This window comes from Baekduia sp., assembly GCF_035318805.1.
Classification (GTDB): domain Bacteria; phylum Actinomycetota; class Thermoleophilia; order Solirubrobacterales; family Solirubrobacteraceae; genus Baekduia.
Genome location: NZ_DATHDY010000080.1, coordinates 14,750 through 41,098, shown reverse-complemented (window position 1 = coordinate 41,098; position 26,349 = coordinate 14,750). Strand labels below are relative to the sequence as shown.

26 protein-coding genes are annotated in these 26,349 nt (G+C 73.9%); 6 read left to right on the top strand and 20 right to left on the bottom strand.

Annotation, left to right across the window (positions count from 1 at the left end; genetic code table 11):
* Positions 1-22: 22 nt before the first annotated feature.
* From VK501_RS18135 to VK501_RS18110, 6 genes are read right to left on the bottom strand one after another with little or no spacing between them, the layout of a single operon-like run.
* Positions 23-589: an aminodeoxychorismate/anthranilate synthase component II gene (locus VK501_RS18135; RefSeq protein ID WP_324339815.1), complete on the bottom strand. Its 567-nt coding sequence runs from the start codon at positions 587-589 to the stop codon at positions 23-25.
* A gap of 4 nt (positions 590-593) precedes the next feature.
* Entirely contained in the window at positions 594-2,072 is a 1,479-nt protein-coding gene (locus VK501_RS18130; protein WP_324339813.1) for an anthranilate synthase component I family protein, read from the bottom strand.
* A complete protein-coding gene (gene hisIE / locus VK501_RS18125; RefSeq protein ID WP_324339811.1) occupies positions 2,056-2,652 on the bottom strand; it encodes a bifunctional phosphoribosyl-AMP cyclohydrolase/phosphoribosyl-ATP diphosphatase HisIE in 597 nt (198 codons plus the stop codon). The genes VK501_RS18130 and hisIE overlap by 17 nt, the downstream gene beginning before the upstream one ends.
* Positions 2,653-2,662: 10 nt before the next feature.
* Positions 2,663-5,170: a sensor domain-containing protein gene (locus VK501_RS18120; RefSeq protein ID WP_324339809.1), complete on the bottom strand. Its 2,508-nt coding sequence runs from the start codon at positions 5,168-5,170 to the stop codon at positions 2,663-2,665.
* A complete protein-coding gene (locus tag VK501_RS18115; protein ID WP_324339807.1) occupies positions 5,133-6,305 on the bottom strand; it encodes an NAD(P)/FAD-dependent oxidoreductase in 1,173 nt (390 codons plus the stop codon). Before VK501_RS18115 ends, VK501_RS18120 begins: the two co-directional genes overlap by 38 nt.
* The gene (locus VK501_RS18110; RefSeq protein ID WP_324339805.1) at positions 6,302-7,066 is read right to left on the bottom strand and encodes a phytoene/squalene synthase family protein; all 765 of its coding nucleotides are present in this window, start codon (positions 7,064-7,066) and stop codon (positions 6,302-6,304) included. The genes VK501_RS18115 and VK501_RS18110 overlap by 4 nt, the downstream gene beginning before the upstream one ends.
* A gap of 81 nt (positions 7,067-7,147) precedes the next feature.
* On the opposite strand from VK501_RS18110, the gene VK501_RS18105 reads away from it, so the two are divergent.
* The 3 genes from VK501_RS18105 (at position 7,148) to VK501_RS18095 (ending at position 10,082) form a co-directional block, all read left to right on the top strand.
* Positions 7,148-8,065 (top strand): ArsA-related P-loop ATPase, encoded by a 918-nt coding sequence (locus VK501_RS18105; protein WP_324339803.1) that lies wholly within the window; start codon positions 7,148-7,150, stop codon positions 8,063-8,065.
* A 308-nt stretch (positions 8,066-8,373) separates the two neighbouring features.
* Entirely contained in the window at positions 8,374-9,276 is a 903-nt protein-coding gene (locus tag VK501_RS18100; protein ID WP_324339800.1) for an ABC transporter ATP-binding protein, read from the top strand.
* Complete coding sequence (locus VK501_RS18095; protein WP_324339798.1) at positions 9,276-10,082, top strand: ABC transporter permease; 807 nt, start codon at positions 9,276-9,278, stop codon at positions 10,080-10,082. The genes VK501_RS18100 and VK501_RS18095 overlap by 1 nt, the downstream gene beginning before the upstream one ends.
* Here VK501_RS18095 and VK501_RS18090 read toward each other — a convergent pair.
* From VK501_RS18090 to VK501_RS18070, 5 genes are all read right to left on the bottom strand, one after another.
* Positions 10,079-10,417: a hypothetical protein gene (locus VK501_RS18090; protein ID WP_324339796.1), complete on the bottom strand. Its 339-nt coding sequence runs from the start codon at positions 10,415-10,417 to the stop codon at positions 10,079-10,081. The genes VK501_RS18095 and VK501_RS18090 overlap by 4 nt on opposite strands.
* A gap of 485 nt (positions 10,418-10,902) precedes the next feature.
* Complete coding sequence (gene era, locus VK501_RS18085) at positions 10,903-11,793, bottom strand: GTPase Era (RefSeq protein WP_324339794.1); 891 nt, start codon at positions 11,791-11,793, stop codon at positions 10,903-10,905.
* Positions 11,787-12,194 (bottom strand): rRNA maturation RNase YbeY, encoded by a 408-nt coding sequence (gene ybeY, locus VK501_RS18080; RefSeq protein ID WP_324339792.1) that lies wholly within the window; start codon positions 12,192-12,194, stop codon positions 11,787-11,789. The genes era and ybeY overlap by 7 nt, the downstream gene beginning before the upstream one ends.
* Positions 12,194-13,177, bottom strand: a complete 984-nt coding sequence (locus VK501_RS18075; protein WP_324339791.1) for a PhoH family protein — start codon at positions 13,175-13,177, stop codon at positions 12,194-12,196. The genes ybeY and VK501_RS18075 overlap by 1 nt, the downstream gene beginning before the upstream one ends.
* A gap of 2 nt (positions 13,178-13,179) precedes the next feature.
* A complete protein-coding gene (locus VK501_RS18070; RefSeq protein WP_324339790.1) occupies positions 13,180-13,608 on the bottom strand; it encodes a GatB/YqeY domain-containing protein in 429 nt (142 codons plus the stop codon).
* A 76-nt stretch (positions 13,609-13,684) separates the two neighbouring features.
* Between VK501_RS18070 and VK501_RS18065 the strand changes: the two genes are divergently transcribed.
* Complete coding sequence (locus tag VK501_RS18065) at positions 13,685-14,701, top strand: C40 family peptidase (protein ID WP_324339788.1); 1,017 nt, start codon at positions 13,685-13,687, stop codon at positions 14,699-14,701.
* Here the strand turns inward: VK501_RS18065 and VK501_RS18060 are convergent.
* The 8 genes from VK501_RS18060 to VK501_RS18025 all read right to left on the bottom strand — a co-directional run bounded on the left by VK501_RS18060 (position 14,676) and on the right by VK501_RS18025 (position 23,345).
* Positions 14,676-16,031: an NAD(P)/FAD-dependent oxidoreductase gene (locus tag VK501_RS18060; RefSeq protein WP_324339786.1), complete on the bottom strand. Its 1,356-nt coding sequence runs from the start codon at positions 16,029-16,031 to the stop codon at positions 14,676-14,678. The genes VK501_RS18065 and VK501_RS18060 overlap by 26 nt on opposite strands.
* Positions 16,032-16,093: 62 nt before the next feature.
* Positions 16,094-18,313 carry a HAMP domain-containing methyl-accepting chemotaxis protein gene (locus tag VK501_RS18055; protein ID WP_324339784.1) on the bottom strand — a complete coding sequence of 740 codons (2,220 nt, stop codon included), beginning with the start codon at positions 18,311-18,313 and terminating at the stop codon, positions 16,094-16,096.
* 47 nt (positions 18,314-18,360) lie between these two features.
* On the bottom strand, positions 18,361-19,164 hold the full coding sequence (locus VK501_RS18050) for a 50S ribosomal protein L11 methyltransferase (protein ID WP_324339783.1): 804 nt from the start codon (positions 19,162-19,164) through the stop codon (positions 18,361-18,363).
* A gap of 97 nt (positions 19,165-19,261) precedes the next feature.
* The gene (locus tag VK501_RS18045; protein ID WP_324339780.1) at positions 19,262-20,401 is read right to left on the bottom strand and encodes a J domain-containing protein; all 1,140 of its coding nucleotides are present in this window, start codon (positions 20,399-20,401) and stop codon (positions 19,262-19,264) included.
* Complete coding sequence (gene hrcA / locus VK501_RS18040) at positions 20,398-21,420, bottom strand: heat-inducible transcriptional repressor HrcA (protein WP_324339778.1); 1,023 nt, start codon at positions 21,418-21,420, stop codon at positions 20,398-20,400. The genes VK501_RS18045 and hrcA overlap by 4 nt, the downstream gene beginning before the upstream one ends.
* A gap of 38 nt (positions 21,421-21,458) precedes the next feature.
* Positions 21,459-21,848, bottom strand: a complete 390-nt coding sequence (locus VK501_RS18035) for a MaoC/PaaZ C-terminal domain-containing protein (protein WP_324339776.1) — start codon at positions 21,846-21,848, stop codon at positions 21,459-21,461.
* A gap of 3 nt (positions 21,849-21,851) precedes the next feature.
* The gene (locus VK501_RS18030; RefSeq protein WP_324339774.1) at positions 21,852-22,292 is read right to left on the bottom strand and encodes an FAS1-like dehydratase domain-containing protein; all 441 of its coding nucleotides are present in this window, start codon (positions 22,290-22,292) and stop codon (positions 21,852-21,854) included.
* 90 nt (positions 22,293-22,382) lie between these two features.
* Positions 22,383-23,345, bottom strand: coding sequence for a DMT family transporter (locus VK501_RS18025; RefSeq protein WP_324339772.1), 963 nt, complete (start codon positions 23,343-23,345; stop codon positions 22,383-22,385).
* Between VK501_RS18025 and VK501_RS18020 the strand changes: the two genes are divergently transcribed.
* A complete protein-coding gene (locus tag VK501_RS18020) occupies positions 23,344-24,774 on the top strand; it encodes a PLP-dependent aminotransferase family protein (RefSeq protein WP_324339770.1) in 1,431 nt (476 codons plus the stop codon). The genes VK501_RS18025 and VK501_RS18020 overlap by 2 nt on opposite strands.
* Before the next feature lie 4 nt (positions 24,775-24,778).
* A complete protein-coding gene (locus tag VK501_RS18015; RefSeq protein WP_324339767.1) occupies positions 24,779-25,399 on the top strand; it encodes a hypothetical protein in 621 nt (206 codons plus the stop codon).
* 166 nt (positions 25,400-25,565) lie between these two features.
* Here the strand turns inward: VK501_RS18015 and VK501_RS18010 are convergent, their stop codons facing one another.
* Positions 25,566-26,348 (bottom strand): SDR family NAD(P)-dependent oxidoreductase, encoded by a 783-nt coding sequence (locus tag VK501_RS18010; RefSeq protein ID WP_324339765.1) that lies wholly within the window; start codon positions 26,346-26,348, stop codon positions 25,566-25,568.
* Between the last annotated feature and the right edge of the window lies 1 nt (position 26,349).

Sequence of the window (26,349 nt, the reverse complement as noted above, 5' to 3'; positions counted from 1 at the left end):
GCGCCGATAGGCCGCGCCGCGCTCAGGCGTCGGACAGGAAGTTGCGCAGCATGTCCTTGCCCCGTTCGGTCAGGACCGACTCAGGGTGGAACTGCACGCCCTCGGCCGGCAGCTCGCGATGGCGGATGCCCATCAGGACGCCGCCGCCGCGGGCGGTGACCGTGAACTCCTCGGGCAGGTCCTCCTCGGCGACGACGAGCGAGTGGTAGCGGCCCACGGTCAGCGCGCCGCGCAGGCCGCGGTACACGCCGAGGCCGTCGTGCTCGATCGCCGTCGTCTTGCCGTGGATCGGCTCGTGCCGGACGACGGTGCCGCCGAACGCCTGGGCCAGCGACTGGTGGCCGAGGCAGACGCCGAGCGCCGGGATACCGGCCTCGGGAAAGCGGCGCATCACGTCGACCGACACGCCCGCCTCGCTCGGCGTGCCCGGTCCGGGCGAGACCACGACGCGGTCGGGATCGCGCTCCAGCAGCTCGTCGATCGTGGCGACGTCGTTGCGCACGACGTCCACGTTCGCCCCCAGCTCGCCCAGGTACTGAAACAGGTTGTAGGTGAACGAGTCGTAGTTGTCGATGATCAGGACGTTCATGGCGTCAGGCCCAGTCCGGCTGGCGGGCGGCCAGCTCGATCGCGCCCTTGACGGCCTTGGCCTTGTTGACCGACTCCTCGAACTCATACTCCGGCTTGGCGTCGGCGACGGTGCCGCCGCCGGCCTGGATGTGCGCGGTGCCGTCCTTGATGACGACGGTCCGGATGTGGATGCAGGTGTCGAGGTCGCCGGAGTAGCTGAGGTAGCCGATCGCCCCGCCGTAGCCGCCGCGCTTGACCGGCTCGAGCTCGTCGATGATCTCCATCGCCCTGACCTTCGGCGCGCCGCTCAGCGTGCCGGCCGGCAGCATGGAGCGCAGCGCGTCCATCGGGCCGATGCCCTCGCGCAGCGTGCCCGACACCGACGAGACGATGTGCATGACGTGCGAGTACTGCTCGATCGCCATGAACGTGTCGACGTTGACGCTGCCGTACTCGCAGACGCGCCCGAGGTCGTTGCGCCCGAGGTCCACGAGCATCACGTGCTCGGCGCGCTCCTTCTCGTCGCCGAGCAGCTCGGCCGGGTCGGCGTCGATCGGCCGCGTGCCGGCGATCGGCCGCGTCGAGGCGCGGCGGGGGGGCGGGCCACTCACCGTCAGCAGCGGCTCGGGCGAGGCGCCGGCGACCTGGAAGTCGAGGAAGTCCAGGAAGTACATGTACGGCGACGGGTTGACCACGCGCAGCCCGCGGTAGACCGAGAACGGGTCGACGCCCTCCAGCGGCGCGCTCCAACGCTGCGATGGGACGACCTGGAACGCGTCGCCCGCGTGCACGTACTCGACGATGCGCGAGACCATGCCCTCGAACTGCTCGCGGGGCATGTTGGACTCAAACGACGGCACGGGCCGGGGCGGGCGGTCGGCCTCGGGCTTGGGGACCGGACCGTCGAGCAGCCGCCGCGCCTTGGCGATGGTGGCGACCGCGTCGGCGTAGGAGGCGTCGAGGTCGTCGGCGGTGACGTTGACCATGATCGTCACCGTGTGCTTGAGGTGGTCGAAGATCACCAGCACGTCGGAGAGCATCAGCGCCATGTCGGGCAGGCCCAGCACGTCGGGGTTGGGCTCGCCCAGCGTGGTCTCCACCGTGCGCACGAGGTCGTAGCCGAAGAACCCGACCGCGCCGCCGGAGAACGGCGGGGCGTCCGGGAACGTCGCCTGCCGCAGCGCGGCGGCCTTCTCGGCGATGGCGTACGGGTCGCCGTCGTCGCCCAGCGACCAGCGCACGACCTCGCGCGGGCGCACGCCGATGAACGAGTAGCGGCCGACGCGCTGGCCCTGCTCGGCGGACTCCAGCAGGAAGCCCGGGGATTCGGCCCCACCCACCCGGCCGCCGCGCAGCTTCAGGAACGCCGAGACCGGCGTCTCGCAGTCGTCGATGAACGTGTGGCGCAGCGGGATCAGGTCGTGGTCGCGCGCCAGCTCGCGGATCTCGTCGAGCGACGGCTCGACGCTGAGCGAGTCGGCGGCCTCAGCGGCGACGCTCACGGAGCACCCCCGTCGCGTCGGCCAGCGAGCGGTCGCGCGAGCGCAGCAGGACGAGCAGGTGGTAGAGGACGTCGGCGGCCTCGCTGTCCACGCGGTCGTCGGTCTCCTCGCGCGCCGCGCGGGCGACCTCCTCGGCCTCCTCCTGCACCTTCTCGCCGATGTGGCCCGGGTCGTCGAGCAGCGCGACGGTGTAGGAGCCCTCGGGGCGCTGCGCCTGGCGGGCATGCAGCGTGCGCTCCAGCGCGGGCAGCACCTCATGCGGCGCGGGTGGCTCGAGGTCGCCGGTGAAGAAGCAGGTGCGCGCGCCCGTGTGGCACGCGGGGCCGGCCGGCTCGACGAGCGCCAGCAGCGAGTCGCCGTCGCAGTCGACGCGCAGGGCCTTGACCGCCTGCGTGTTGCCGGAGGTCGCGCCCTTGTGCCACAGCTCGTTGCGCGAGCGCGACCAGAGGTGGAGCTCGCCGGTCTCGCGCGTGCGCGCGACGGCTTCGGCGTTGGCGTAGGCCAGCGTCAGGACCTCGCCCGTGTTCCAGTCCTGGATGACGACGGGCACGAGCCCCTGGGCGTCGTAGTTGATCTCCACCGGGCGGAGTCTACGAAGCGCTGGTGCTGCCGGCCCGCGCCAGCAGCGGCTCGATCTCCTCCGCGGGCACCGGACGGCCCAGCAGGTACCCCTGCGCCAGCGGGCAGCCCGCGTCCACGAGGAAGCGCCGCTGCTCCTCGTTCTCGACGCCCTCGGCCACCGCCTCCATGCCCAGCGCGGCCGCCAGCTCGATGATCGCGGTGACGATCGCCGTCGCCTCGGGGTCGCCGGGGACGGCCTCCAGGAAGGTCTTGTCGATCTTGAGGACGTGCACGGGCATCGTGCGCAGCCGCGACAGCGACGAGTAGCCGGCGCCGAAGTCGTCGACGGCGATCTCGACGCCCGAGCCCGCCAGCTCGGTCAGGACGGGGTCGGTGCGCAGCGGGTCGGCCATCGCGGCGGACTCGGTGATCTCGACCGTGAGACGCTCGGCCACGCCCTCCTGGGCGATGAGCGCGAGCAGGCGCTGGCCGAAGTCGGGACGGCGCAGCTGGCGCGGCGAGACGTTGACCGTCGTGCGCGGCGGCGCGTAGCCGGCCCGCTCCCAGGCGAGCACCTGATCGCGCACCGTGGCGACGACCCAGTCGCCGACGCGATCGATGAAGCCCGTCTCCTCGGCGAACCCGATGAAGTCGTCTGGCATCACCAGGCCGCGGAACGGGTCCTGCCAGCGGATGAGCGCCTCGAGCTTGCGCAGCGCGCCGTCGCGCGGGTCGACGATCGGCTGCCAGTGCAGGACGAACTCGTCGCGGTCCAGCGCCTTGCGCAGGCGGCTGGTCATCGACAGGCGCTCCAGCGGCTCGTGCGGGTCGCCGGTGTAGACCGTCACGCCGTTGCGCCCCGCGGCCTTGGCGGAGTACATGGCGGCGTCGGCGTGGCGCAGCAGCTCGTCGGCGTCGGCGGCGTCGCGCGGGTAGAGCGAGATGCCGATCGACGCGCCGATGTGGAACTCCGCGCCGGAGATCGAGAACGGGTCGGCCAGCGCGCGCAGCAGGTCCTCGGCCACGCCGCGGGCGCCCTTGTCGGCCCCGTCGCGGTCCAGGTCGGCGAGCAGCAGGAGGAACTCGTCGCCGCCCTGGCGGGCGAGCAGGTCCATGCCGCGGCGCCGCTCGCTCAGGCGCATGGTGACGTGGCAGAGCAGCTCGTCGCCGGCGGGATGGCCGAGCGAGTCGTTGACGAGCTTGAAGCCGTCGAGGTCCAGGTAGAGCAGCCCGACCCCCTGGCCCTGCCGGCGCGCGCGGGCCAGCGCCAGCTCGAGGTGCTCCTGCAGCAGCGCGCGGTTGGGCAGCCCGGTGAGGGGATCGTGGTAGGCGAGGTAGGCGATCTGCTCCTCGGCCGCGCGGCGCTCGGTGAGGTCGACGCCCGAGCTCATCATCGCCGTGAACGCGCCGTCGGCGTCGCGCACCGCGGTGTCGCGCCAGGCGATCACCCGCTCCTGGCCGTCGCGCGTGAGCACACGGCTCTCGTGCACCGCGTCGTCGCGGTCGGCCTGCAGCTGCTCGAGGTAGGCGGCCCGGCCGGCCTCGCGGGCGTCCTCGGGGACGGCGACGTCGTACCAGTCCCGGCCGACCAGCTCGCCCTCGGCGTAGCCCAGCAGCTCGGCGCCGGCGCGGTTGAGCAGCGTGATCTTGGCGTCGGGGTCCAGCACCACGATGATCGCGCCGGCGATGTCGAGGTAGCGCTGCGCGCGGTGACGCTCGTCCTGCAGCGCGGTCTCGGTCTGGCGGACGGGCGTGACGTCCACCAGGACGCCCTGGCTGAAGAGCGGCTTGCCGTCGGCGCCGCGGATCACCGCCTCCTTGTCGCGCACCCACAGCTCGCGGCCGTCGCGCGTGCGCATGCGGAACTCGGTGTCGATGCGCTCGCCCGACGCGAAGGAGGCGACCTCGATCGCCCGCACGCGCCCGAGGTCGTCCGGGTGGACGCAGCGGTACCAGAGATCCTGGTCGGCCAGGAACGCGTCGGGCGGCCAGCCGAGCAGCGTCTCGATCTGCGGGCTGACGTAGGTCAGCGTCGCGTGCTCGTCCCAGGCGGCGACGTAGGTGACGGCCGGGACGTGCTCGACCAGGCCGCGATAGCGCGCCTCGGCGAGCGCCAGGCGGTCGAGCGCCTCGGCGCGCTCGGTCACGTCGTCGACGACCGCGATCCACTCGGTCAGCCGGCCGCCGGCGTCGCGGACCGGCGTGATGCGCATCTCGGCGCGGAAGGCGCTGCCGTCGCGGCGGCGGAGCGTGATCGTGGCCTCGTGCGCGACGCCGTCGTTGAGCGCGAAGGCCAGCGCCCGGCGGTCCTCGATCTCGGCGGCCTCGCCGACCAGCAGGTCGGGGTTGCGGCCGACGAGCTCGTCGCGCGCGCGGCCGAACAGCTGCTCGAACGCGCGGTTGACGTACAGGATGGGCCGGCCGGGGACGGCGTCGCAGACCAGGATGCCGCTGGTGGCCACCTCCAGCGCGCGGGCCAGCGACGGCTCGCGCCCGGGCTCACCGGCGGCGGAGGGAGTGGTCGGATGATCGGCCATCGGGTGCGCGCGGGTCCTGCTTGGGCGCACCGTCGCGGTCGGCGAACGACGGGTGCGCCTGTCGGAGATACCAGCCGAACGCCCGATCCACCAGGAACTGGACGTTCATCGACCACAACAAGAGTGCCAGCAGGCGCGGCGGCAGCGCGGGGATCAGGCGCTGCAGGCGGGCCGCGCGCCGGAATGCCGGCCGGTGGGCCTCGTGGAAGGCGGCATAGCCCGCCAGCGCCGCGTCGCGCGTCTGGCGGCCGTCGACCACCGCGGCCAGCTCGCGCCCGCAGGCGATCCCGAAGTAGAACGCGGTGCGGATGCCCTCGCCCGAGAGCGGGAAGCAGTGCCCGGCGCTGTCGCCGACGAAGAACGCGCCGCCGCCGGTTGCCGCGCGCAGGCGGTGCGGGAACCAGTTGCCCTGATAGCGAACGGCCTCGACGTCGAGGCGGCCGGCCAGCGAGCGCGTCGGCTCCTTGACGTGGTCGTGCGGGTCGTAGGACAGGGCACCGACGCGCCGCTCGCCGGCGGCCGGGACGCTCCACCCGTAGCCGCGGCGCACGAGGTCGCGCTCGAGGTAGACGTCGAGGTCGGTGCCGCCCGCGTCGTGCGGGTGCACCTCCAGGCCGCGGCTCAGCGGCGCCTCGGGCGGCTGCAGCGGCGGATCGCCGAGCACACGCTTCCAGCCGCAGGCGTCGACGACCAGCGGCGCGGTGAGGTCCCCGCGGTCGGTGTGGACGGTGTCGCCGGTGCGGCCGGAGACGACGGCGGTGGCGAAGCGCGCGGTGCCGCACTGCGCCCACAGCAGCGCGCACAGCTCGCGGTAGTCGAAGCTCGACCACGTCCAGGGCAGGCGGTACCGCGCCCGGCCGTGCGGCGTGGTGAACGACATGCCGGGCAGCTCCTGACGCCGCGAATCCTGCACGCCCATCGCGGCCAGCCACGGCGTCGGGATCGCGCAGGCCGACGTGGCGCGCTCGCCGAGCTCGTAGCGGTCGAGCACGAGGACGTCGGCGTCGACGCCGGACCGCGCCAGCTCGCGCGCGACCGCCAGCCCGGCGAAGCTCGCGCCGCAGACGATCACGTCGGCACGCTCGCCGTCCAGCGAGGTGCGCTGCGCCCCGCGGGCCGTGGCGCGGACCGTCACGCGGTGACCATGTCGCGCCGCTCGATCCGTCCCAGATAGGCGCGGTAGACGGCGCAGGCCATGGCGATCCCCGGCCGGGCGCGTGGGGTGCACGAGCGCAGCACGGCGCGGGCGGAGCCGAAGAGCTCGCGGGCGCGGTGGACCTCCTCGGCCGGCACGCGCGCCGGGCCGCCGGCGGCCAGGGCGTCCTCGTCCAGGCCGGGGAGGTAGACCCGGTCCATCGCGTAGTCCTCGCGCACGTCGCGCAGGAAGTTCGTCAGCTGGAAGGCCAGGCCGAGGCGCGCGACGGCCTCCGCGCGCTCGTCGCGCACGCCGATCAGCGGCGCCATCACGCGGCCGACGGCGGCGGCGCTGCCGGCCATGTAGCGATCGAGCTCCTCGCGGCTGCGCAGCCGCACGCGGCCGTCGCAGTCGACGCGCATCGAGTCCATGTAGACGGTCAGCTGGCCGAGGGGCAGGTCGTGGCGGGTGCCGGAGTCGACCAGCGCGGCGATGACCGGATGGTCCGAGCGCCCGCGCGCGACGCCGTCGGTCAGCGCGCGCTGCCAGGCGTCGAGCGCCGCGCGGCGGCCCTGGGCCGTCGGCGGCCGGTGCGGCCCGTCGACCAACTCGTCTGCGCCGCGCAGGAAGCCGTACAGCGCGTGGACGGCCGGGCGCACGTCGCGACCGAGCGCCCGGGTGGCCCAGTGGAACGTCGGATCGTGGAGGCGCTGGAGCGCCGCGCACCGCAGATATGCCGCTTCGATGTCCGTACCTGGCATGTTCCTCGCTTCGACGGGCTACGTACACCACGAACTGATGGATGACGGCACATTGGAGGACGAGGCGTCCTGAGACGCATTGTGGACACCGCGCTCGTGATCGTCACGGGCAAGGGCGGCACCGGCCGCACGACGGTCGCCGCCGCCCTCGGGCTGGCGGCCGCCGCCGAGGGTCGCCGGACGATCGTCTGCGAGGTCGCCGGGCAGGCGCGCGTGCCCGCCCTGCTCGGGGCGCGGAGATCGGCCCGGTCCGTCGCGCCCGGCGTCGAGACGCCGGTCGCCGACGGGCTCTGGGCCACGACCATCGAGCCGCACACGGCGCTGGAGGAGTGGCTGGCGCACCAGCTCCCGCGGCGGCTCATCGGGCCGCTGGCGCGGTCCGGCGCGTTCGGCGGGTTCGTCGCCGCCGCGCCCGGCGCCCGCGAGCTGGTCACGATCGCCAAGGCCTGGGAGCTGGGCGAGCAGCGCCGCTGGCGCCACGGCGCCGCGCCGTACGACACCGTGATCCTCGACGCGCCCGCCTCCGGCCACGGCCTCGGGCTGATGCGCACGCCGCGCACGTTCGCCGACATCGCGCGCATCGGGCCGATCGCGGGAACCGCGCGCGCGGTCGACGCCGCGCTGACCAACCCGGCGCGCAGCGCGGTCGTCGCCGTGGCCCTGCCCGGCGAGCTGGTGGTGAGCGAGACGCTGGAGCTCGAGCGCTGGATCGCCGAACGGGTGGGCCGCGGGCTGAACGCGATCGTCGTCAACAGCGTGTGGCCGCGGCGGATCAGCGGGGCCGATGCAACACGGGTCGCTGAGGCCGACGGAGCGCTCAGCGCCGCCCTCCGGCGTGCGGCGCGCGCCGGCAGCGAGCGGGTCCGCACGCAGCAGGCGCAGCTGGCCCGGCTGCGCCGCGACGCGCACGCGCGCGTCCACACGCTGCCGTTCGTGTTCACCGGCATGCTGGAGAGTGAGCAGATGCACCGCTTTTCCGCAAGGCTTGCGGAGGTCTGATCGGACAGACGTCCGTTCGGGGAGGAACGGCCCTCCAGCCGGCGTCGGCCGGGTCGACACTAGGAGGGAAGACAACAGGCGAATACGACCCACGGACGGGTCGGCCCTGGACTGAGCGTCGCTTCTGGAGGGAGCGCGGCGCCTGTCGCATCGGGACCGCCAAGGATCGCGAGTCGACCTTTCGCCACCTATACGCCTCCCACCGGAGGGGACATCCACGGATGCGGCCCCCGAGCGACGACGGTTGCTCGGGGGCCGTTTTCGTTTCTCCAATCACTTGGCGAGCGAGGCGTGTAGCGTCGGGGTTCGTGTCCGACCCCTCCCCCGCCATCCGCCTTCGCGGCGTGGTGAAGCGCTACGGCGCCGTCACCGCCGTCGACGGCCTCGACCTCACCGTGCCCGAGGGCACCTGCGTCGGCCTGCTCGGGCCCAACGGCGCCGGCAAGTCCACCACCATCAAGATGCTGACCGCCCAGGCGATCGCCGACGAGGGCGAGATCGAGGTGCTCGGGCACACGCTGCCCGCGGACTCCAAGCCCGCGCGAGCGCAAATGGGCGTCGTCCCGCAGCTCGACAACCTCGACGTGACGCTCACCGTCGAGCAGAACCTCCTCGTCTTCTCGCACCTGTACCGGATCCCGCGCAGCGAGCGCAAGGCGGCGATCGACCGCGCGCTGGACATCGCGAACCTGCGCGAGCGCCGCGGCGCGCGGGTCGACGAGCTGTCGGGCGGCATGCGCCGCAGACTGCTGATCGCGCGGGCGCTCGTGCACCAGCCGCGGCTCGTGCTGCTCGACGAGCCCACGGTCGGCCTGGACCCGCAGGTGCGCCAGGAGCTGTGGGCGCTGATCGACCGGCTGCGCACCGAGGGCGCGTCGATCCTGATGTCCACGCACTACATCGAGGAGGCGCAGCGGCTGGCCGACACCGTCGTGGTGGTCTCCAAGGGCCAGGCCGTGGCGGTCGGGCGCCCGAGCGACCTCGTCGCCGAGCACGCCGGCGCCGAGGCGCTGGAGGTCTACGGGCCGCCGGCGCGCCTGCGCGAGGTCGAGGAGGTCGCCCAGATGCGCGGCTGGCCGACGCGCCGCACGGGCACCTCGGTGACGATCCTGCGCGCCGAGGACCTCGACGGCGAGGCGCCCGAGGGCGAGCGCCGCGTGGCCAACCTGGAAGACGTGTTCGTGCTGTTGACCGGCGAGGAGATCGCCTGATGTCCGCCGTCCCCACCACCCGCCCGACGCGTCCCGGCCGGCCCGGGCGCCTGGACCGCGCCGCCCTGACCGGCGTGCTGGTGCGCGAGATCGTCAACTTCGGGTCCTACTGGCGCGCGTCGGCGTTCTCGTCGACCGTCGAGCCGACGATCTACCTCATCGCGTTCGGCTTCGGCTTCGGCTCCCTGGTTTCGAAGGTCAACGGCCTGGACTACGTGCAGTTCGTGGGCACCGGCACCGTGGCCACCGCCGTGCTGTTCTCGTCGGTCTTCCCGGCGATGTTCGGCACGTTCGTCAAGTACACCTACCAGAAGACCTACGACGCGATCCTCGCCGCGCCGGTCGACACCGAGGAGCTCGTGACCGCCGAGGCGCTGTGGATCTCCGCGCGCGCCGGCGTCTTCGGGTGCGTGCCGATGTTGGTGGCCATCGTCTTCGGGCTCGACCCGTCCTGGGGCATGCTGCTCGTGCCGTTCATCGCGTTCGTCGCGGGCTTCGGCTGGGCGTCGTTCGGGATCCTCATCTCCGCGGTGATGAAGTCCATCGACAACTTCAGCTACGTGACCTCGACGGTCATCACGCCGCTGTTCCTGGTCGCCGGCACGTTCTTCCCGATCTCGGGGCTGCCGGAGTGGGCGCGGATCCTGGCCAACGTCAACCCGCTCTATCACTGCGTGCAGCTGGTGCGCGACGCCGTCTTCGGCCTCAGCGCCATCGACCTCTGGCACCTCGGGTTCATGGTCGTCTTCGGCCTGGTCGCGTGGCGCCTGGCGATCAACCGCATGGAGAAGCGGCTGATCACCTAGGGGTAGCGCGGGGCGCTGAAGGCCAGCGCCGCCTGCGCGAGCTCCGGCCAGTCGGCGGGCTCCAGGCTCGTCTGCAGCCAGTCCTTCATCGAACGGCCCTTGCCGGACGGATCGAACCGCTCCCCGTGGCCGGAGAGGACGCGGTCGTCGCACTCCTCGGCGCCGACGCGCGCCACCAGCGTGCCGTCGAAGACGGCGAGGAAGATCTTGCCCTCGACCTTCGCCGCCGGAGCGCCGAACCACACCGCCCGCTCGACCCCGGCGTGGACGGCGAGCTCGTCGAGGACGACGCCGAACGCCGCGAGGGTCTCGGGGGCCTGTTCGCGGCGGGCCATGCGGGGACCGTAGCGCCCCCCACACGCGCGGCGTCGAGGGACGAATGAATCTCGCTCTACGAGATTCATTCGTCCCTCGATAACCCCGGCGCCGGTGGCGTTCCGCTCGGTACGCTGGTCGTGAGTGCGGAGCGCGATCTGTCGGCACCGACGAGCGCGCATCCGACGACCTGGGCGCCCGGTGTCGTCCGCCGGCGCCACCGCGTCGAGGGACGAATGAATCTCGCTCTACGAGATTCATTCGTCCCTCGACGACTCCGGCGCCCGAATCGCGACCCGCGCCCGGACCGCCATCGCGCGGGCGCCCCACGCGTCGAGGGACGACTCAACCACGTATAGCGTGGTTCAGTCGTCCCTCGACGACCCCGGCGCCCGCGGAGGACCGACGGCAACGGCGCCCTCGAACAACCTCCCCGTCATCGCCCCCGAACCACGCCCCGCACCGCAACCGACGCCCGAACGGAACGCCCCCACGCGCCGCCCCGCTAGTTGTCGAACCCCAGCCGATCCAGCAAACCCTCGTCGCCTCTCCATCCGCGCCTGACCCGGACGATGAGGTCGAGGTGCACCTTGGTGCCGAGCTCGCGTTCGAGCTCCTTGCGCGCGCCGGTGCCGATCGCGCGGATCATCTTGCCGCCGGCGCCGACGAGGATGCCCTTCTGCGACTCGGTCTCCACCCAGGCGCGGGCGTGGACGACCGTCAGGTCCTCGCGGTCGTCCTCGACCTCCTCGACGACCACCTCCACCGCGTGCGGCACCTCCTGGAAGGTGCGGCGGAGGATCTGCTCGCGCACCAGCTCGGCGAGGTGGACGTAGGGCGACAGGTCGCTGGACTCGCTCGCGTCGAACAGGAACGGCGAGTCCGGCATGAGGCTGAAGAGGTGGTCGGCCAGCGCCTCGACGCCGGTGCCCTTGCGTGCGGAGATCGGGAAGATCTCGTCGGCGACGCCGAGCTCTCCGGCGGCCTCCAGCGCGGCCACGATGTGCGCGCGGTCCAGCCGGTCGACCTTGTTGACCGCGATGACGACCGGGCACGGAGCGTTCTTCAGCGCGTTGGCGATCCAGCGGTCGCCCGGGCCGACGCCCTGCTCGGCGTTGAGCACCATCAGCGCGACGTCGGTCTCGGCCAGCTCGCGCTCCACGCGGCGCTGCATGCGCTCGGTCAGGCTGTCCAGCGGCTTCTGCACGCCGGGCAGGTCGGTCAGCACGAGCTGGGCGTCGGGCCGCGACACGACGCCGCGGATCGCGCGGCGCGTCGTCTGCGGCTTGTCGGAGACGATCGCGACCTTGGAGCCGACGATCGCGTTGACGAGCGTCGACTTGCCCACGTTCGGCCGACCGGCGAGGGCGATCAGTCCTGCCCGCGTGGTCACCATGTGAGGATCTCCGCCTGAACGGTCAGCATCTCACCCTCGTCGGTCTCGTGGTCCATGCCGACGAGGTGCAGCGCGCCGTGCACGATCGCCTCGCGGATGTTCTCGGTGTGCGGCGGGCAGATCACGACGTCGCCCAGCTCGCGGAGGCCGGGCGGGCCCGGGAGGTCCTCCGCCTCGTCGATCGGGAACGACAGCACGTCGGTCGGCCCCTCCTTGCCACGGTGCTCAGCGTTCAGCTCGGCGATCCGCTCGGCGTCGACGAACGCGATCGCCACGTGGCCGTCGCGCACGCCGGCGGTCGCGACCGCGAGCCCGACCAGGCGAACGATCTCCTCTTCCGAGGGCAGGTCGTCACGCCCGCTCGCCAGCTCGGCGTCGACCACCTCGACCTCCAGGCTCATCAAGCGCGCTTGCGCTCGGCGGGCGCGGTGCGCAGCTCGGGCGCCTGGGCCTGATCGTGCGAGTCGTAGGCCTCGACGATGCGCTGCACGAGGCGGTGACGCACCACGTCGCCGCCGCCGAAGCGCACGAAGTCCACCCCGTCGACCTCGGACAGGATGTCGCCGACGACGATCAGGCCGGACTTCTCGTTGCGGGGCAGGTCGACCTGCGTGATGTCGCCGGTGATGACCATCTTGGAGCCGAACCCCAGCCGCGTCAGGAACATCTTCATCTGCTCGGGCGTGGTGTTCTGCGCCTCGTCGAGGATCACGAACGAGTCGTTGAGCGTGCGCCCGCGCATGAAGGCCAGCGGCGCGACCTCGATGACGCCCTTCTCCAGGAAGGTCGCGACCTTCTCCGGATCCATCATGTCGTTGAGCGCGTCGAACAGCGGCCGCAGGTACGGGTCGATCTTGGCCATCAGGTCGCCGGGCAGGAAGCCCAGGCGCTCGCCGGCCTCGACGGCCGGGCGGGTCAGGATGATGCGGTTGACCTCGCGGCGCGAGAGCGCGGCGGCGGCCATTGCCACGGCCAGGAAGGTCTTGCCGGTGCCGGCCGGCCCGATGCCGAACGTCACGGTCTTGGTGCGGATCGAGTCGACGTACCGCTTCTGGTTGACCGACTTCGGCGCGACCTTCGCCGAGCGATGGCGCCAGACGACGTCCTCGAGCACCTTGGCCGGCGACTCGTGCTGGTCCAGAGCGTTGGTCACCGCGTCGATGGTGCCGGGGGCGATCTCGTGGCCGCCCTCGATCAGCTCGGCCAGCTCGTGGACCATGACCGACGCGTTGGCCACCGCCTCGGCGTCGCCCTCGAGCGTCACGACGTTGCCGCGCAGGTAGAGCTCGCACTCGACGTGCGACTCCAGCTGGCGCAGCACCGCGTCGTGGGTCCCGCTCAGCGCGGCGGCGACCTCGTTGCTCAACTCGATCTGACGGCGCACGATCAGCCCAACGCCTCTCGGGCGGCCGCCGACACCCGCTTGCCGTCGGCCCGGCCTCCGGTGCGCTCCATCGCCACCTTCATGACGCCGCCGAGGTCCTTGGGGGTCGTCGCGCCGGTGTCGGCGATGGCCTGCGTGACGATCGCGCGCAGCTCGTCGTCGCCCAGCTCGGCCGGCAGGTAGGCCTGGATGACGGCCGCCTCGGACTCCTCGCCCTCGGCGAGCTCGACGCGGCCGGCGTTGCGGAACGCCTCGGCGGACTCCAGGCGGCGCTTGCGCTCGCGGCGCAGGACGGCCAGCTCGTCGTCGTTGCCGTCCTTGGCGGCCTTCTGCAGCTCGCTCAGCACGAGTCGCAACGCGCCGACGCGCGCCTTCTCCCCCGCCTTCATCGCGGTGGTGAGATCCTGCTTGACGCTGTCGGCGAGGCTCATCCCCCTCGATTGTAGGCCGCGCGAGCGGACGGGCCCGCTCAAGACGGTCCCCACGGACGCCGATGGCAAGCCCGGTATGTCCCGTCGCCTGCTCGCCTGCGTCCTGCACCTCCTCGCCGCGTCCGTCGCGGCGGCCTCCGCGCCCGCCGCGCACGGTGCGACGGCCGGCACCTGGAACCTCGGCGAGCAACGCGCCGTCCGGCAGGCCGCGGTCATGCACAACCTCGACGACGCGGCCTTCCACGGCGAGCGCCCCGTCAGTGGGCGCCAGCTCCCCGAGGCGCTCGCGGCATTCGCACAGCGCCTGGGCGTCGCGCCGGTCTCCGCCCCGCCGAGCACGGTCTCCGCGCTGACCTTCGACCGGCTGCTGGTGGCGCAGCTCGGCGCGGGCGACGTCGCGGCCTCCGTCCAGCACGAGGCCTGGCGCGCCGGCCTCGACCCGCCGCCGAGCTTCGGCACCGAGGTCGTCGCCCGGTTCCTCGGTCTGCGCGAGAACCACCCGTTCCCGCAGGAGGAGCTCGAGCGCTACCCGACCGAGGCCGTCACGCGCGCCCAGGCCGCCCACTCCTTCGCGGTCGCGCTGCAGCTCGGCGCCGGCGGCGCCCAGTGGGCCCGCGACACGTTCGCCCGCTTCACCCTGCCCCGCTACTCCGCGGCGCAGAAGCGCGTGCTGCGGCTGGCCGTCGCGAAGATCGGCATGCCCTACATCTGGGGCGGCGAGACCGACGGCGCCGGCTCGTGGTTCGGCGGCCAGGAGCACGGCGGCTATGACTGCTCGGGCTTCGTCTGGCGCGTCTTCAAGCGCTCGGGCTTCTCGTGGGGGCGGCAGATCCGCGGGCGCACCGCGGCGTCGCAGGCCGGCGAGATCAGGAGCTCCGCGCGCGTCGCGCTGGCCGACGTCCGGGCCGGCGACCTCGTCTTCTTCGGCCCCGGCCGGTTCTGGCAGAAGGTCACCGAGCGCCGGATCACGCACGAGGGCATCGCGCTGTCGAAGGACTTCATGATCCACGCCTCCGCCCAGGGCGTCTACGTCTCGCCGCTGTTCGAGGAGTCGCGGGCGAAGCGGTTCAGCTGGGCGCGACGGGTTCTGTAGCGCCGGTCGCCTCCGCGGTGCCGGCCGGCGTCTCGGCGCCGGTCGGATCGTGCCCCAGCCCGGGCGCGCGGCCCAGGCCGCCCAGCTCCGAGGCGTCGCGGCCGAACAGCACCTGGATGTTCCAGTCGATCAGCAGCCGCCACTTGCGCTTGGTGCCCGGGAGCATCGCGAGGTGGTAGCTGCGGGCCAGCCACCACGCGGCGAGGCCGCGCCACTTGATGCCGAGCGTCGTCGCGACGGCCTGGCCCTGGCCCATGTCGACGAACACGCCCTTGGTCTTGAACCGGAACGGCCGGATGCGGCCGTTGCCGATCGACGCCGCCACGTTCGCGCCGGCGAGCTTGCCCTGGCGGATCGCGTGCTGGGCGGTCGGCGGCGTCGGCGACTGGCCCTTCTTGGCCGGGTCGGGCACGGCGGCGGCGTCGCCGAGCGCCCAGATCGTCTCGTGGCCGTCGACGCGCAGCGTGGTGTCGACCTGGACCCGCCCCTGGCCGTCGAGCGGCAGGCCCATGCGCGCGATCACCGGGTTCGGCTTGACGCCGGCGGTCCACACGAGCGTCCGCGTCGGGATCAGCTCCCCGCCCGACAGGACGACGTCCTCGGCGGTGACCCGATCCAGCGTCGTGCTCGTCCGGATCGCGATGCCGCGGCCGCGCAGCTCGCGCGTCGCGAAGTCCGCGAGGTCCGGCGGGATCTCCGGCATGACGCGGTCGCGCGCCTCGACGAGGATCCAGCGCATGCCCTGCGTGCGGCAGCGCGGGTAGAGGTCGATGACGTCGGCGGCGAAGTCCTGCAGCTCGGCGAGTCCCTCGAGGCCCGCGTAGCCCGCGCCCACGAAGACGTAGGTCAGCCACTTGCGGCGCTCCTCGGGATCCTCGAGCGTCTCGGCGACCTCGAGCGTCCGCAGCACGTGGTTGCGCAGCTCGATGGCCTCGGGCAGCGACTTGAAGCCGATGCCGTGCTCGGCCAGGCCGGGGATCGGCAGCGTGCGCGAGACCGAGCCGAGCGCGACGACGAGGTGGTCGTAGCCGAGGTCCTCGACGCTCCCCTTCAGCGTGCGGACCTGGATCGCGTTGCGCTCCGGCGTCCCGCCCACGACGGTGCCGAGGCGCAGGTGCGTGCGCTTGAGCTCCTCGCGCAGCGGCACCACGACGTGGCGCGGCTCCAGCGTGCCGGCCGCCGCGCCGGGCAGCAGCGGCGTGTAGAGCATGAAGTTGACGTCGTTGACCAGCGTGATGCGCGCCGCCTGGGGCGGGAGCGCGCGTTCCAGGGCCCGGGCGGCGTAGAACCCCCCGAACCCGCCGCCGGCGATCACGACATGCCAAGCCATGGCCCGAGGCTATTGGCTGACGCGCCGTGAGACCAAGCGCACGATGTCGGCCTGCTGCCCGGTCAGGCGACCGACGCGACGGTGAAGCGGCCGACGAGCTCGTCGAGCTCGGCGGCGATGCCGGCGAGGCCCGCGGCCGCGGCGGCGATCTCCTGCCCGGAGGCCGTCGTCTGCTGCGCGGTGCTGGAGACCTGCTCGGTCGCCGACGAGGTGCGCTCGGCGATCTCGGCGACCTGGGCGACCTCGTCGCGGGCGCGCCGGGCGCCTGCGGCGACCTCGTCGCTGCGGACGGCGACGATGCCGATGCGATCGGCCAGCTCGGACATCGACCGGTCGATCGCGGCGAAGGCCTCCTCGGCCTGCAGGATGCGCTCGGCGCCCGCGCTCGTGCGCTCGCGGCCCTCGCGGGCCTCGGCGGTGGCGGCCTGCGTGTCGCCGTGGATCTCGGTGACGAGCGCGCCGACCTGGCCCGCGGCCGTCGCGGTCTGCTCGGCGAGGCGTCGGACCTCCTCGGCGACGACGGCGAAGCCGCGGCCGTCCTCGCCGGCGCGTGCCGCCTCGATCGCGGCGTTCAACGCCAGCAGGTTGGTCTGGTCGGCGATCTCGGAGATGGTCTCGACGATGCCGGTGACGCGATCGGACTTGACCGCCAGGCGCTCGACGGCCTCGGCGACGCGCTCGGACGCCTCCCCGATCGCGGTCATCGCCCCGGTCGCCTCGGCGACGACGACGGAGCCGCGGCGGGCGGTGTCCTGGGCGGCGCCGGCGGCGTCGGTGGCGGCGCGGGCCCCCTCGGCGCCGGCCGTGGCGGCCTCGCTCATCGCGGCGGTCGCCGCGCTGGTGGCACCCACGGCGCGCACCTGGCGCTCGGCGCCGACGGCGACGTCCTCGGTCGCGCGGGCGATCTCGTCCATCGCGCGGCCGGTCTGGGCCGAGCCCTCGGCCAGCTCGCCGGCGGACTGCGACAGGCGTCCGGAGGTGGAGGTCAGCCGGCCGACGACCTCGGTGAGCCCGGCGGTCATGTCGCGCAGCGCGAGGCCGAGCGCGTCGTGCTCGGAGGCGGGCCGGACCGGCGTCGTGAGGTCGCCCGCGGCCACGCGCTCGGCGGTCGCGACCATCTCGCGCTGGTGCTCGCCCATGGCGACGAACGCGCGGCCGAGGTCGCCCAGCTCGTCGCGGCGGTTCAGGCGCGCGTCCTTGGAGAGGTCGCCCTCGGCGGCCGCGCGGGCGACGACGGTCAGGCGGTGCAGCGAGCGCACCAGGCCGCGCCAGAGGGCGGCGAAGAGCAGCAGGGCCAGCGCGAGGGCGACGGCGCAGAGGATCGCGACGCGGCGCTCGGCGGCGCCGAGGCGGTCGATGCGCGCGGTCAGCAGCGCGTCCAGCCGCGGCGTGGCGGCGCGCTCGAAGGCGGCGACGGCGTCGACGGTCTCGGCGGCGCCCACCGGCGTCGTGGCGCCGGTGGTGCGGGCCGCGCGCGCCAGATCGGCGCCCAGGGCGCCGGAGGCGTGGCCCATGGCCGCGGCCGGGGCCTGGACCCGCGCGCGCAGCTCGGGGTCCTTGGTCGACGCGTAGGTGGTCTTCAGCCCGGCCAGAAGCGCGTCGACGTTCGTGCGCACGGCTCCTGACTGGGCGGCCAGCTCGATGTGGTCGCTCAGCGTGCCGCCGCCCGGCAGGTCGGCGAGCGCGAGCTGGCGGTCGGCGCCGAGCCCCGCGGCGGCCGCGACGGCCGGCGCCTTGGTGACCAGCGCGTCCATCACGTAGTAGGAGTCGAGGTCGGGATCGAGGATCAGGTTGGAGGCGTTGCCCACCTCGACGACCCAGCCCGAGGCGGCATCGACGGCATCGGTGTAGCGGCTGAGCGTCTCGGTGGCCGAGGTGGGCCGGGCCGTGAGCACCGCGTCGATCGCACCGCGGGCCTTGCGCCACGCGGCGCCGGCGCCGAGGTCGGCGCCGACCTGACGGTCGACCGCGTCGTTGCGGCCGACGGCGGCGCGGACGGCCGACAGCGCGCCGGGTGGAGCGGGCCGGTGGGCCAGCGCGGCGCGCACCGCGGCGGAGCGTGCCCGCACGACGGCGATCACGAGGTCGTTGGCCGGACCGAGCGCCCGGACGCCGGTGCGCTCCTGCGTGCTGAAGGCGATCTGCGACGACTGGGCCTGGTGATAGGCGCGCCCCGCGAGCACCGCGGGGACCAGCAGGACGATCCCGAGCAGGGCAAGCTGGCGCGACACCCGGAGGCGGGCGAGCAGCGTTCCCAACCGATCCAGCGCATGGACCACCATGTCCGGTCGGGTCGGACGATCGGCCGATTCCTTGAGCGCCGGCGCGCCTACACGGGGCGGCGCAGGGCCAGCGCGGACCACTCGGCGCTCTGGCGCCGGTCGGTCTCCTGCAGGCCGTGGGGCGCGAACGCGGCGGCGACCTCGTCGGCCTCGTGGCTCAGCAGCCCCGAGGCGATCAGGAGCTGCGGCGGCTCGCCGTCGAACCCGGCGCGCGCGACGCACAGCAGCAGCGGGCGCAGCAGGTTGGCGAGCACGAGCGGCGCGGTCGGCGCCGGGCCGCCGCGGATCAGGTCGAAGCGCGACGCCGCGACCTCCACCTCGTTGGCCTGCGCGTTCTCGGCGGTCGCCCGGACCGACTCGAGCTCGTGGTCGACGCCCGCGACGGGGCCCCAGCCGAGCTTGGCGGCGGCGATCGCCAGCACGCCCGAGCCGCATCCGAGGTCCATGACCGCGCCATCGGGCTCCCGCTCCGCGAGCAGCTCCAGGCAGAGCCGCGTCGTGTGGTGCGCGCCCGTGCCGAACGCCTGGCCCGGGTCGATGACGAGGTCGAGCAGGGTCGCGTGCGCGGGCTCCCACGGCGGGCGCACGTAGAGGCGGTCGCCGATCGCGATCGGCCGGTGGAACTGGCGCCAGCGGTCGGCCCAGTCGTCGGCGACCTCGGTCGTGACCACCTCGACGAGCGCGCCGCCGGCGGCCGCGTGGACCGCGGGCAGGTCGGGCAGCTCGCCCGGCGCGCCGTAGACCGCGTACTCGACGACGTCGCCGCCGACGTCGGCCTCCTCCACGCCGCCGGGCGCGAGCTCCAGCAGCTCGGCGAGCACGACGTCTGCGTCCTCGCGCCGGACGCGCACCGCAAGGCGAATCACTCCGAACGTGCTCCCGGCCGCGGGTGCGAGCCTCTAGGCGAGCACCCGCCGCGAAACGAGCCCTCTGGGCGAGGCTTCGCCACTACCGGTGAAACAGCCGGCGCAGCTTGCCGACCATCGACTCGTCGTCGCGCAGCTGGTCGGGCTCGACGGAGGCGGCGAGGCGCTCCAGCAGCTCGCGCTGGTCGCCGGTCAGGCGGCGCGGGATGACCACGTTGGCGACGACCCGCAGGTCGCCGAAGCGGCCCGACCGCCGCAGCGCCGGCATGCCCTTGCCCTTGACGGTGATCACGGCGCCCGGCTGCGTGCCGGCCGGCACGTCGACCGCGACGATGCCGTCGGGATGGTCGATCTCGACCGTCGTGCCCAGCGCGGCGAGCGGCGCGGCGAGGTCGGCGACGGTCACCAGGTCGTCGGCGTCGCGCAGCCATCGGTCGCCGAGCGCGACCTGCACGACGACGTAGAGGTCGCCGGGCGGGCCGCCGTGGTCGCCGGCGTGGCCGCGGCCCGAGATGCGGATGCGCTGACCGTCGGCGATGCCGGCAGGGACGTCGACGTCCAGCTCGCGGTGGCCGACGACCAGCCCGCGGCCGTCGCACACGTCGCACGGCTCCTTGGGGATGCGGCCGTCGCCGTGGCAGACGTCGCACGCGACCTGGCGCACGACCTGCCCGAACGGCGACCGCGTCACGGCCTGGAGCACGCCCTGGCCGCCGCAGCGCTCGCACGTCTCGATCGGCGTTCCCGGCTCGGCGCCGTTGCCGTGGCAGTGCTCGCAGCGATCGATCGCCTCGAAGCCGATGGGCACCTTGTCGCCGCGGTAGGCCTGCTCGAGATCGATGTCGACCGCGACGGCGATGTCGTCGCCCTGGCGCGGCCCGGTGCGGGCCCCACCGCCGAAGGACCCGCCGAACGCGCCGCCGAAGAAGGCGTCGAAGAGGTCGCTGACCGAGCCGAAGCCGTCGAAGTTCGGGGCCTGGCCGCCGGAGCGCAGGCCGTCGTGACCGTAGCGGTCGAAGGTCGCGCGACGGTCGGCGTCGCTGAGGATCTCGTAGGCCTCAGCGGCCTCCTTGAACTTGTCCTCGGCGTCGGGGTCGTGCTTGTTGACGTCGGGATGCAGCTCGCGCGCGAGCTTGCGGAACGCCTTCTTGATGGCGGACTCGTCGGCGTCTCGGCCCAGGCCGAGCACCTCGTAGGGATCGCGGGGCACGGTGGAGCTCACGGGGTGTAGACGTCCTCGATGAAGCGCGACAGCTCGTGGGCGGCCTCGCGAACGGATCGGATGGTGCTCGCGTAGTCCATGCGGACCGGGCCGATGACCGACACGGTGCCGAGCTTGCGGGCCGGCAGGCCGTAGCCGGCGCCGACGACCGCCAGGGACTGGAGCGCAGGGGTCTCGTTCTCGGAGCCGATGCGCACCAGCACGTCGGGCTCCTGAAGAGCGGCCCGCAGCAGGCCGAGCAGGGTCGCGCGGCGCTCGAGCATGTGCATCAGCTCGTTGATCTGCGCGAGGTCCTGGACGCGGTGCTCGCCGATGAGGCGCGCGGCGCCGTCGACGTACAGGGTGTCCTCGGCCGTCTCGGCCAGCTCGGTGAAGGCGGGCGAGAGCTGCTCCAGGAACTCGCGCTCGGTGGCCGACAGGCTGGTGTCCGACAGGCGCAGGTGCAGCATCCGAGCGCCGAGGCCGACACCGGCCAGGCGCTCGTCGAGGAACTCCCCAGCCCATTGGGCGAGGCCGGAGTCGACGGGGCGGTCGAAGGTGAAGACGCGCTTGGTGACGCCGCCGGTCGAGGTGATGACGACGACCATGAGGACCTGCGGCTGGAGCAGCAGGACCTCGACGTGGCGGATCGTGGCGGTGTCGACGGGCGGCGCGGAGACGATCGCCAGGAGGTTCGTCACCTGCGACAGCGTCTCGCTGGTGATGCGCATCGCCTCGTCGACCTCGCGGCGGATCAGCTGCAGGCCGAGCGGGCGGGCGTTGGCCGGCAGGAGGTTGCCGGTGCTCAGCTGGTCGACGTACCAGCGGTGGCCCGAGTCGGTGGGCACGCGGCCGGCGGAGGTGTGCGGGTGCGCCAGCAGACCGCGCTCCTCGAGCATCGAGAGCTCGTGGCGGATCGTCGACGGGCCCGCGCCCATGTCAGGGTCGAGGGCGAGCGTCTTGCTGCCGACGGGCAGGCCGGTGTGCGCATAGGTCTCGACGACCTTGCGCAGGATCAGCTCTTGGCGCGGCGAGAGCACGCACCGCAGTCTAGAACGCGTGTTCCCGGACTCGGCGGTCAGACCTGGAGGTCTGCGTCGCCGCGGCGCACGAGGGCCGTGCCGGCCTGCCAGGCCTCGGTGTCGACGTGCGCCACGCCGTCCTCGACGGAGCGGACGGTCGACTTCACCGTGATCTCCTCCTCCAGGACGCCCATGCCCCGGAACGTGACGCTGAGGCGGCGCAGGGCGTGCGGGCCGCCGGCGGCCTCGGTCTCGGCGCGGGCGACCTGCGCCATCGTCCACAGGCCGTGCAGGATCCGCCCGGGCAGGCCGACCTGCTTGGCGAACTCCTCGTCGATGTGGATCGGGTTGAAGTCGCCCGAGGCGCCCGCGTAGCGGACGGTGACGTAGCGGTCGGGCGTGACCCTCAGCTCGGGCAGCTCGGTCCCCGGCTCGAACGTGGCCATGGCTCAGGCGCCTCGCACGACGTTGGACCAGGTGCCCACGCAGACGGTGTGCCCGTCCTGGTTCTTGGACACGGATTCGAAGACGTAGAAGCCGTTGCCGGCGCGCTCCTGCACCGACGTGACCGACACGGTGGTCTCGATCTCGTCGCCCGCGACGACCAGCGGGCCCCACTTGAACTCCTGGCCGCCGTGGACCAGCCGGGCGAAGTCGATGCCGTTGTCGGGGTCGAAGTACGCCTGGCCGATGGCGGCGCCGCAGTAGACGACGGCGAACATCGGGGGCGCGACGACATCGGCGTAGCCGGCGGCGCGCGCGGCCTCGTGGTCGAGGTGCAGCGGGTTGGTCTCGCCGGTGGCGAGCGCGTACTCCTTGACCTTCTCCCGGCCCACCGCGTACAGCGTGGGCGGGTAGGACTTGCCGACGGCCTCCACGTTGACTCCCATCGGCGCTGATCCTACGCGTCCCGCCTCCTCCCCCGGGCGTCGGTGCACTGCGGGGACGTCGAGGGACGATTCGATCTCGCTGTACGAGATTCATTCGTCCCTCGACGCCCGCGGGGCGCCGGCCGCGGACGCCACGCGCGTGCGCTGGGTCGCCACGACACAGGCCAGGACCGCCACGGCCGCGGCGATCGTGCCGGGACCGACGGACTCGTCGAGGATCAGCGCCGCCCAGACGAGGCCGAGCACCGGCTGGGCGAGCTGCACCTGGCCGATCTTGGCGACGCCCCCGCGGGCCAGCCCGGCGTACCAGGCGAAGAACCCCAGGAACATCGAGATGACCGACACGTAGGCGAACCCCAGCCACGCGGTCGCGGCGGCGTGGGCGCCCTGGGTGGCCACGGCCGTCGCGGCGACCGGAATCGTGACGGGCAGGCTCAGCACAAGCGCCCAGCAGATGGTCCGGGCGCCGCCGAGGTCACGGCTGAGGCGGCCGCCCTCGGCGTAGCCCAGCGCGCAGAGCAGGACGGCGATCAGCAGCTCGAGGTCGGCCGTCCCGAGCTCGCCGCCGCCGCGGCTCAGCGCGAACGCCAGGACCGCGAGCAGCCCGGCGCCGCTGGCGGCCCAGAAGCGGCGGGTCGGGCGCTCGCCGGCGCGCAGGACCGCGGCGACCGCCGTGGCGGCGGGCAGCATGCCGACGAACACCGCGCCGTGGGACGCGGGCAGGCGATGGAGCGCCAGCGACGTGAAGAGCGGGAACCCGACGACAACGCCGAGCGCGACGAGGGTCAGCGCGCGCCACTGCGCGGGCGTCGGACGCGGTGCGCGTGTGGCCGCGAGGACGGCGGCGGCGAGCAGCCCGGCGACGACCGCGCGCCCGAACGCGACCAGCCAGGGGTCGAGGTCGGCGACCGCGAGGCGCGTCGCGGGAAGCGAGAACGAGAACGCCAGGACGCCGAGCGCTCCCAGGACGAGGCCGGGCGGCAGCGCCGGAACGGCGGCGCGGGCACGTTGCGTTACCCCGGCTCGTGCTGTAACGTTACTCTCAGACTTCATGGTTGACGGTAACACATCCAATCGTGTTATCGAGGACGTGCGAGCTGCTGCCCGTGCCCTCCCCCCGGGCAGCCGCTTGCCGTCCGTCCGCGAGCTCATGGCCCGCCACCGCGCGTCGCCGGTCACCGTCCAGCGCGCGCTCGCGCAGCTGGCGGGCGAGGGGCTCGTCGTCCCGCGGCCCGGCCGCGGGACGTTCGTGGCCGAGCGTCCCGCGCCCCGCTCCGGCGTCATCGCGCCCGGCGAGCCGCCCCGCGCCCCCGACCTCGGCTGGCAGGAGGTCGCGCTCGCCGATCGCCCGCCGCTGCCGGCCGCGTCGCTGGACCAGCTGCTCGCGGTCCCGACGCCCGACGCGATCGCGCTCAGCGGCGGGTACCTGCACGCCGACCTCCAGCCGCTGGCCGCGCTCGGCAGCGCGCTGGCCCGCGCGGCGCGGCGCCCCGAGGCGTGGGGCCGCCTGCCCGTCGAGGGCCTCGAGCCGCTCCGGGCCTGGTTCGCCCGCGAGGCCGGCGGCCACGCCCGCGCCCACGACGTCGTCGTGTGCCCCGGTGGCCAGCCTGCGCTGGCGACGACCTTCCGCGCCTTCTCCGCGCCGGGCGAGCCCGTGCTCGTGGAGTCGCCGACCTACCTCGGCGCGATCGCCGCGATCCGCGCCGCCGGCCTGCGCGCCGTGCCGGTGCCCGCCGACGAGCACGGCGTGCGGCCGGAGCTGCTGGCGAGCGCGTTCGCGCTGACCGGCGCGCGCGTCTTCTACTGCCAGCCGCTGCACGCCAACCCGACGGGCGCGACGCTGGCCGTCGACCGCCGTGCCGCCGTCCTGGAGGCGGTCGCCGCGGCGGGAGCGTTCCTGATCGAGGACGACTGGGCACGCGACCTGCGCATCGACGGCGACGCGCCACCGCCCCTGGCGGCCGACGATCCCGACGGGCACGTCGTCCACCTGCGGTCGCTGACGAAGTCGGCGGCGCCCGGGCTGCGCGTCGCCGCGGTCACCGCTCGCGGCGTGGCCGGCGCGCGCCTGAAGGCCGCGCGCATCATCGACGACTTCTTCGTCTCGGGGCCGCTGCAGCACGCGACGCTGGAGCTCGTGTCCTCGCCCGCCTGGCGCCGCCACCAGCGCACGCTGCGCGCCGCGCTGGCGCAGCGGCGCGACGCGCTGGTCGCCGCGGTGGGCGAGCACCTCCCCGCCTGGAGGATCGCCGGCGTGCCGGCGGGCGGGCTGCACGTGTGGGTCCGCCTGCCCGACGACCTCGACGACGTGGCGCTGACCGCGCGCGCCGCGGCCGCCGGTGTCGTCGTCAGCCCCGGGCGCCCCTGGTTCGCATCGGAGCCGCCCGCATCTCATCTGCGCCTGACCTACGCCGGCGCCGCCCCGCCGGAGCTGGCCGAAGGCGTACGCCGGCTGGCGGCCGCCGCCGCCGTGCGAGCATGAGCGCGTGACCACCATCGTCGCCGTCGCCCCGTCGCTGTCGGACGCGGTCCAGTCCGCCGGGGCGACGCTCGCGCGGCACGCCGCCGAGGGCCACCCGGTCGTGGTCGTGAGCGTCTTCACGCGCGACGACGATCCGGCCGACATCGCCGCGGCCGAGGCGCTCGGCCTCGCCGGCGTGGTGCACCTCGCCGTCGACCCGGCGTCGCAGCGCGGCTACGACGGCGTCAACGCCGAGCACGACGGGCTCCGCGCCGGCGACGACGCGCCCAAGGTCGCCGCCTCGGTCCTGGCCATCGCCCTCGGCCGCCTCGAGCCCGACCTCGTGCTCGCGCCGCTCGGCCTCACCGGCCACGTCGACCACCTCGTCATCGAGCGGGCGCTCGACGACCTCGACCTGCCGCGCCTGCGCTGGGTCGACCTCCCCTACGCGCTGCGCCGCACCCCCGGCGCGCCGCTGGGTGCCGGGGAGGTCGTCGCGGTGCCCGCCGGCGACGACCACCTCGCGGCCAAGCTGGCGGCCTCGTCGGCCTACGGCGCCGAGCTCGAGCGCCTCGCCGACCACGCCGCCGCCGAGGGCGAGCGCCTCGGTGCCGGCGGCCCCGTCGAGCTGCTGCTCAGACGATGATCGGCACGGTGCCGCACTGTGCCCGGCGACCGCCGTCGGGGCCGACACCTACACGATGATCGGGACCGTGCCGCACGGTGCCCGGCGACCGCCGTCGGGGCCGACACCTACAGGATGATCGGGACCGTGCCGCACTGTGCCCGGCGACCGCCGTCGGGGCCGACACCTACAGGATGATCGGGACCGTGCCTCCGTCCACGGACCACGCCGCACCAGTCACGTTCGCTGATCGCTCCGAGCACAGGAACACCGCGACGTCGGCGATCTCCTCCGGTGTGCCGAAGCGCTTCAGCGGGACCTTGGCCTTCGCCGCGGCGAGCGCCTCCTCGCGCGATACGCCGGCGACCTTCGCGGCCTGGTCGGCCAGGCCGCCGTCGTCCAGCCACAGCTCCGTCTCCACCGGGCCGGGCGTGATCGCGTTGACCAGGACGCCCTGCGCCGCGTAGGCGTCGGCGAAGGCCCGCGACGCGGAGAGCTGCGCCGCCTTGGCGACCGAGTAGGCGGCGTTCGACGCCGACGGGCGCTTGCCCGACGACGACGAGACGTTGACGATCCGCCCCCACCCCCGCTCGGCCATGCGGGGCGCGGCCAGGCGCATCAGCCGGATCGAGGCCATCACGTTGAGCTCGAACTGGTCGCGCCAGTCCTCGTCGGTCAGCGCCGTCAGCGGCTTGTTGGCCGACGTGCCGGCGTTGTTGACCAGCACGTGCAGGCCACCGAGCTGCTCGACCGCGGTCGCGACGATGCGCTGCGCGCAGTCCGGATCGGTGACGTCGGCGGCCAGCCATTCCGCGCCGATCTCCTGCGCCGCGGCCTGCAGCCGCGCCTCGCCGCGGGCGACCATGAGCACCCCGGCGCCCTCGGCCACCAGCCGGCGGCTGATCGCGAGGCCGATGCCCCGGCTCGCGCCGGTCACGACGCACACCTTGTCGCGCAGTCCGAGGTCCATG

What these genes read in the sequence shown, in the direction of transcription:
- VK501_RS18135 (WP_324339815.1), bottom strand. Translation starts at nt 589, where the DNA reads ATGAACGTCCTGATCATCGACAACTACGACTCGTTCACCTACAACCTG.
- VK501_RS18120 (WP_324339809.1), bottom strand. Translation starts at nt 5,170, where the DNA reads ATGGCCGATCATCCGACCACTCCCTCCGCCGCCGGTGAGCCCGGGCGC.
- VK501_RS18110 (WP_324339805.1), bottom strand. Translation starts at nt 7,066, where the DNA reads ATGCCAGGTACGGACATCGAAGCGGCATATCTGCGGTGCGCGGCGCTC.
- VK501_RS18095 (WP_324339798.1), top strand. Translation starts at nt 9,276, where the DNA reads ATGTCCGCCGTCCCCACCACCCGCCCGACGCGTCCCGGCCGGCCCGGG.
- VK501_RS18090 (WP_324339796.1), bottom strand. Translation starts at nt 10,417, where the DNA reads ATGGCCCGCCGCGAACAGGCCCCCGAGACCCTCGCGGCGTTCGGCGTC.
- era (WP_324339794.1), bottom strand. Translation starts at nt 11,793, where the DNA reads ATGGTGACCACGCGGGCAGGACTGATCGCCCTCGCCGGTCGGCCGAAC.
- ybeY (WP_324339792.1), bottom strand. Translation starts at nt 12,194, where the DNA reads ATGAGCCTGGAGGTCGAGGTGGTCGACGCCGAGCTGGCGAGCGGGCGT.
- VK501_RS18070 (WP_324339790.1), bottom strand. Translation starts at nt 13,608, where the DNA reads ATGAGCCTCGCCGACAGCGTCAAGCAGGATCTCACCACCGCGATGAAG.
- VK501_RS18065 (WP_324339788.1), top strand. Translation starts at nt 13,685, where the DNA reads ATGTCCCGTCGCCTGCTCGCCTGCGTCCTGCACCTCCTCGCCGCGTCC.
- VK501_RS18060 (WP_324339786.1), bottom strand. Translation starts at nt 16,031, where the DNA reads ATGGCTTGGCATGTCGTGATCGCCGGCGGCGGGTTCGGGGGGTTCTAC.
- VK501_RS18055 (WP_324339784.1), bottom strand. Translation starts at nt 18,313, where the DNA reads ATGGTGGTCCATGCGCTGGATCGGTTGGGAACGCTGCTCGCCCGCCTC.
- VK501_RS18035 (WP_324339776.1), bottom strand. Translation starts at nt 21,848, where the DNA reads ATGGCCACGTTCGAGCCGGGGACCGAGCTGCCCGAGCTGAGGGTCACG.
- VK501_RS18030 (WP_324339774.1), bottom strand. Translation starts at nt 22,292, where the DNA reads ATGGGAGTCAACGTGGAGGCCGTCGGCAAGTCCTACCCGCCCACGCTG.
- VK501_RS18020 (WP_324339770.1), top strand. Translation starts at nt 23,344, where the DNA reads ATGGTTGACGGTAACACATCCAATCGTGTTATCGAGGACGTGCGAGCT.
- VK501_RS18025 (WP_324339772.1), bottom strand. Translation starts at nt 23,345, where the DNA reads ATGAAGTCTGAGAGTAACGTTACAGCACGAGCCGGGGTAACGCAACGT.
- VK501_RS18010 (WP_324339765.1), bottom strand. Translation starts at nt 26,348, where the DNA reads ATGGACCTCGGACTGCGCGACAAGGTGTGCGTCGTGACCGGCGCGAGC.